Origin of the sequence: Polaromonas sp., assembly GCF_031411155.1 — a bacterium.
In the GTDB taxonomy this organism is placed as follows: Bacteria; Pseudomonadota; Gammaproteobacteria; order Burkholderiales; family Burkholderiaceae_C; genus Polaromonas.
In genome coordinates, this window is the sequence record NZ_JANOAL010000307.1 from 1 (window position 1) to 5,441 (window position 5,441).

Consider the following 5,441-nt stretch of genomic DNA (forward strand, 5'->3'; position numbering starts at 1 on the left):
GGAATTTTTTGATCCGACGCGGGTGGTGGCGTTTGCGTCGCTGAGCCTGGCCAGCGGCGCCGTCAAGGGCTGGGACCGGCGCAATGGCTATTACTTTTCCATGCTCGAAAGCCTGGCGAAACATTACCAGTTTGACATCGACACCGCCTTTGAAGACCTGCCGCAAAACGTGCAGCAGGTGGTACTGCATGGCTCGGCTGACGAAGAGATCAAGTTCAGCTACCTCATGGATTCGGGCCAGACCGCCGGCAAAAAGGTCAGCAAAAAGCACCCGTTCGAAGGCGTCATCACCAACTTTGAACGGCGCTACCGCGAGACCGATTCGGCGGCGGTGCGCGAGGAACTGGCGCGCTACCGCAGCGTGCAGCCCTGCCCCGACTGCCGCGGCACCCGCCTGCGCCAGGAGGCCCGCCATGTCTACCTGGTGTCGGCGCCGTACAGCGATGGCAGCGTGCAGCGCAAGGCGATTTTCGAGATCAGCCAGATCACGCTGCGCGAGAGTTTTGACTACTTCAGCAGCCTGGTGATGCAGGGCGCCAAGGCCGAGATTGCCGGCAAGGTGGTGCGCGAGATTGGCCTGCGCCTGAAATTCCTCAACGACGTCGGTCTGAATTACCTGAGCCTGGACCGCAGCGCCGAGACGCTGTCGGGCGGTGAATCACAACGTATCCGCCTCGCCTCGCAGATCGGCTCGGGCCTGACCGGCGTGATGTATGTGCTCGACGAACCCAGCATCGGCCTGCACCAGCGCGACAACGACCGCCTGATCGGCACGCTCAAGCACCTGCGCGACATTGGCAACAGCGTGCTGGTGGTCGAGCATGATGAAGACATGATCCGCGCCGCCGACCATGTGATCGACATGGGGCCGGGCGCCGGCATTCATGGCGGCCGTGTCATGGCGCAGGGCAGCTACGAAGAAGTCAAGGCCAACCCCGATTCGCTGACCGGCCGCTACCTGGCGCAGACGCTGAAGATTGCCGTGCCCAGGCGCCGCACGCCGTGGCTGCCCACGGTCCACAAAGCCGATCCGTTTGCAAGCAAGAAGCCGCCCCGCTTTGCGCCCAGCCCGGCCGCCGAGCGCCGCGCCGCGCGCGAAGCCCTGCACCGGGCCACGCTGGGCGACATGCAGGCGCTGCGCGTGCTGGGCGCCACCGGCCACAACCTCAAAAACGTCAACGCGGAGTTTCCGGTCGGCCTGCTGACCTGCGTGACGGGTGTTTCAGGCTCGGGCAAATCGACCCTGGTCAACGACACGCTGTACGCCGCCGTGGCGCGCACGCTGTACCGCGCCCATGAAGAGCCGGCCGCCCACGAGAGTATTGAAGGCATAGAGCATTTCGACAAGGTCATCAACGTCGACCAGTCGCCGATTGGCCGCACGCCGCGCAGCAACCCGGCCACCTACACCGGCCTGTTCACGCCGATCCGCGAGCTGATGGCCGAGATGACCACGGCGCGCGAGCGCGGCTATGGCGCCGGGCGCTTCAGCTTCAACGTCGCCGGTGGCCGCTGCGAGGCCTGCCAGGGCGACGGCATGGTCAAGGTCGAGATGCACTTTCTGCCCGATGTCTACGTGCCCTGCGATGTCTGCCACGGCATGCGCTACAACCGCGAAACGCTGGAGGTGCTGTACAAGGGCAAAAACATCGCGCAGGTGCTGGACCTGACGGTCGAAGTGGCGGCCGAATTCTTCAAGGCGGTGCCGACGATTGCGCGCAAGCTGCACACGCTGCTCGATGTCGGCCTCAGTTACATCAAGCTCGGCCAGGCCGCGACCACGCTGTCGGGCGGCGAGGCGCAGCGCGTCAAGCTGGCGCTGGAGCTGTCCAAACGCGACACCGGCCGCACGCTCTACATCCTCGACGAGCCGACCACCGGCCTGCACTTTGCCGACATCGATTTGCTGCTCAAGGTGCTGCACCAGTTGCGCGACGCCGGCAACACGATTGTGGTGATAGAGCACAACCTGGACGTGATCAAGACCGCCGACTGGCTGATCGACATGGGGCCGGAAGGCGGCGCCGGTGGCGGCACGGTGGTGGGCGTGGGCACGCCGGAAGACCTGGCGGCCAACCCGGACAGCCACACCGGACGCTACCTGGCGCGGCTGCTGTGACTCATTTGTGAGCAAAACAACGCCGCAGCCCAGACAGAACGGGCGTAAGCAGCTATTATTTACGTAGCAAAACGCAGCAAACCTTTTCGGAACCTTCAGCATGTCCTCCATCACCCTGCGCTTTCTGGCCGAACCGAGCACCGTCAATTTTGGCGGCAAGGTGCATGGCGGCACCGTCATGAAATGGATTGACGAGGCCGGTTACGCCTGCGCCACGCGCTGGGCCAGGCGCTACTGCGTCACGGTGTCGGTCGGCACCATCCGCTTTCAGCGCCCCATCATGATTGGTGACCTGGTGGAGGTCGAGGCGCGGCTGGCCTACACCGGCCGCACCAGCATGAACATCGCCGTCGAGGTGCGCGCCGGCGACATGAAAACCGGCCAGATGGAAGTCATCACCGATTGCCTGGTGGTGTTTGTGGCGGTGGACGCTGACGGAAAAACCATCCCGGTCGAAGCCTGGCTGCCCGAAACACCCGGCGACATGGCCATGGCGCAGCGCGTCAAGGCGCACCTGGATGCCGCCCGCGCCGCACTGCCCGGTGCCTGATCCGACCCCTTCCCGGCGGCGGCCCGGCGGCCCATGAAGAACCCCGCCCTCGGTGGCCGCGATCTGGCGGCGGCGCTGGTCGTGGTGCTGGTCTGGGGCGTGAACTTTGTCGTCATGAAGTTTGCGCTGCGCGACTTCAGCCCGTTTCAGCTCGGCGCGGCACGCTTTGTGTTTGCCGTACTGCCGCTGGCACTGTTCGTCAAACCGCCGCGCATCCCCTGGCACTGGGTGCTGCTGTATGGCGCGTTTCAGGGCGTGGGCCAGTTCGGCCTGGTGTTCCTGGCGCTCAAGGTCGGCATGACGGCGGCGCTGGCCTCGGTGCTGCTGCAAACCCAGGTATTTTTTACCGCGCTGTTTGGCTTTGTGCTGCTGCATGAGCGCGCCAGCCGGCCGCTGCAGGCCGGCCTGCTGCTGGCCGCGCTGGGCCTGGCCTGCTTTGCGCTCAACTATGTCGGGCCGGCCGGCGGCGCCAGCAGCCTGCTCGGCTTTGCGCTCACGCTGTGCGCGGCCGCGATGTGGGCGCTGTCCAACATCGTGGCCAGGCGCGTGCAGCTGCTGCACACCGACTATTCGCCCATGGCCTTCGTGGTGTGGAGCAGCGCGGTCGCCGTTATTCCCTTCATGGCGCTGTCGCTGGCGTTCGACCCGCAAGCGCTGCGCTGGCAATGGCTGCAGGCGCGCGCATCGAGCTGGCTGGCGGTGGCCTATCTGGGCTGGGTCGCCACCCTGGTCGGCTACGGCCTGTGGACCAGCCTGCTCAAGCGCCACCCCGCCAACCGCGTCGCGCCTTTCAGCCTGGGCGTGCCGGTGATCGGCCTGGCCGCCGGCATGCTGGTGCTGGACGAGCGCATCACGCCCTGGCAGTGGGCCGGCACGGCGCTGGTGGTGGCGGCGCTGGCCTGCGTCATGCTGGGCGGGCTGGTCAAGCGCCGCTGACGCCACCCTGGTACCGGGGTGGCCGGCTGCTCTATCTCCATCTCAATCCACATGCGGTCGCAGCGCGCCGGGAATGCGCTGCTGATGCAGGCCACCGTCCTCCAGCCAGTGCCGGGTGTTTTGCCTGGCCCGATCAATCAGCTCATGGGCGCGCGAAAAGTCGTAGGCCGATGCCGCCAGCGGGCATAGCGGCGGCACCGTCAGCACTTCGGCCCGATCCGCCATCAACTCCAGGTCCTGCACCAGCTGGTGCGCAATCAGCATGTTCAGCGCATGCAGCGCACTGGCGATGGCACTGGTCGGCGGGGCGCTCAAGGCGCAGGCATAGCCGGTGGGCAGCACGATCAACCGGCTCGCCCCCAGCGCGACCGCCGTCGTGACCGGCGTGTTGCTGGCAATCGCACCGTCGATCAGGTACTGGTTGCCGACCCGCACCGGCGGAAAAATCGCCGGAATCGCACAACTGGCGAGGATGGCATCGACCGCCGGGCCGGACGACAGGCAGACCGGTCTGCCGTGCAGCTGCTCGGTCGCCACCACATGCAGGGGCAGCGCCGCCTGTTCCAGCGTGCTGTAGGGCAAATGCTGCGCGATCAGCTCACGCAGCCCGCTGGAGTCGACCAGCGACGGCGAGCGCGAAAACAGGCCGGCGATGCGGCTGAAGGTCATCGGAAACACCGTGCTGCGCTTGAGCCCGCACCACAGCTGAGCCAGCCGGTCGATGCCGTCCAGCGTCGGATTGCCCGCGAAATACGCGCAATTGATCGCGCCGACCGAAGCGCCCACGACGAAATCGGGCTGCACGCCGTGGGCGACCAGCGCCTGCAGCATGCCGACCTGAATCGCGCCGAAACTGCCGCCGCCCGCAAATACAAAGGCGGTCTGGCCATTTGCCCTGGGTTGCATCCGCACCTCCGTGCTGCCGCTGCCGTCCCGGTGGGTCCGGGGGATCACTTATCTTACTGCAGCGGGTCGATCGCGCGGCCTGGCTCCGCGCCGCCGGGCGCCCTGATCAGGCGCCGGTTACGGGGCCGGCGGCGGCCCGGGGGAAGCCCCGCCAAACCAGGCGGCCAGCAGCTCCAGCGCATGGCGCACCTTGGCCGGCTGCTCGCCGCGCCGCAGCGTCACCGCATAAACCGGCAGATCGGCCAGTTGCCAGCCCGGCAGCACCGGCAGCAGCCGGCCGTCGGCCAGCGCCTGGCGGTCGTCTTCGCTCACGCCCAGGTGCAGGCCCCAGCCGGCCACGGCCAGCGCGTGCAGCGCCGTGACTTGCGACGCCTGGACCCGGCCCTCCAGCCGCACGGTTTGCTGCTCGCCGTGCGGGCCTTGCAGCGCCAGTACCTCCGCGCCGCCGCTGCCCGGCTTGCCGCCCAGCCAGTCGTGCTGCAGCAGGTCTGGCGGCTGCGCCGGCCAGCCGCGCGCGGCCAGGTAGGCGGGCGCGGCGCATAGCTGGCGCGTCATGTGGCCCAGCTTGCGCGCCACCAGCGCCGAGTCGGCCAGCGCGCCCACCCGCAGCGCCACATCGACGCGCGCCGCTATCAGGTCAATCACCGCGTCGTCCAGCAGCAGTTGCAGCCGCAGCCTGGGAAAGGCCCGCAGCGGTGCCAGCGCGCGGGCCAGCAGGCCGCCAAAGCCGATGGGCGCGGCCAGCCGCAGCTCGCCCTCGGGTTCGTCGCGCAGGCGCGCCAGCGCCTGCTCGGCCGAACGCGCCGCCGCCAGCATGGCGGCGCAGCCGACGTGGTAGCGCTCGCCGGCCTCGGTCAGCGTCAGGCGCCGGGTGGAGCGGTGCAGCAGCGCCAGCCCCAGCGCCTGTTCGAGCTGGCGCAGGTGCTGGCT

The 5,441-nt window shown here is 67.9% G+C and carries 5 protein-coding genes; 3 read left to right on the forward strand and 2 right to left on the reverse strand.

All coding sequences use genetic code 11. The features are described from left to right. The 3 genes from RMO23_RS18190 to RMO23_RS18200 all read left to right on the forward strand — a co-directional run. Nucleotides 1–2,119 (forward strand): ATP-binding cassette domain-containing protein (locus tag RMO23_RS18190; protein ID WP_309684259.1); only part of this gene is annotated, 2,119 nt, incomplete at its 5' end. 100 nt (nucleotides 2,120–2,219) lie between these two features. Beyond that, nucleotides 2,220–2,669, forward strand: coding sequence for an acyl-CoA thioesterase (locus RMO23_RS18195; protein WP_309684260.1), 450 nt, complete (start codon nucleotides 2,220–2,222; stop codon nucleotides 2,667–2,669). Nucleotides 2,670–2,702: 33 nt separating this feature from the next. After that, entirely contained in the window at nucleotides 2,703–3,605 is a 903-nt protein-coding gene (locus tag RMO23_RS18200) for an EamA family transporter (RefSeq protein WP_309684261.1), read from the forward strand. A 42-nt stretch (nucleotides 3,606–3,647) separates the two neighbouring features. Here RMO23_RS18200 and RMO23_RS18205 read toward each other — a convergent pair whose 3' ends face one another. Beyond that, a complete protein-coding gene (locus RMO23_RS18205) occupies nucleotides 3,648–4,511 on the reverse strand; it encodes a patatin-like phospholipase family protein (protein ID WP_309684263.1) in 864 nt (287 codons plus the stop codon). A 117-nt stretch (nucleotides 4,512–4,628) separates the two neighbouring features. Then, the coding region (locus RMO23_RS18210) for a LysR family transcriptional regulator (RefSeq protein ID WP_309684265.1) at nucleotides 4,629–5,441 on the reverse strand (813 nt) is incomplete at its 5' end.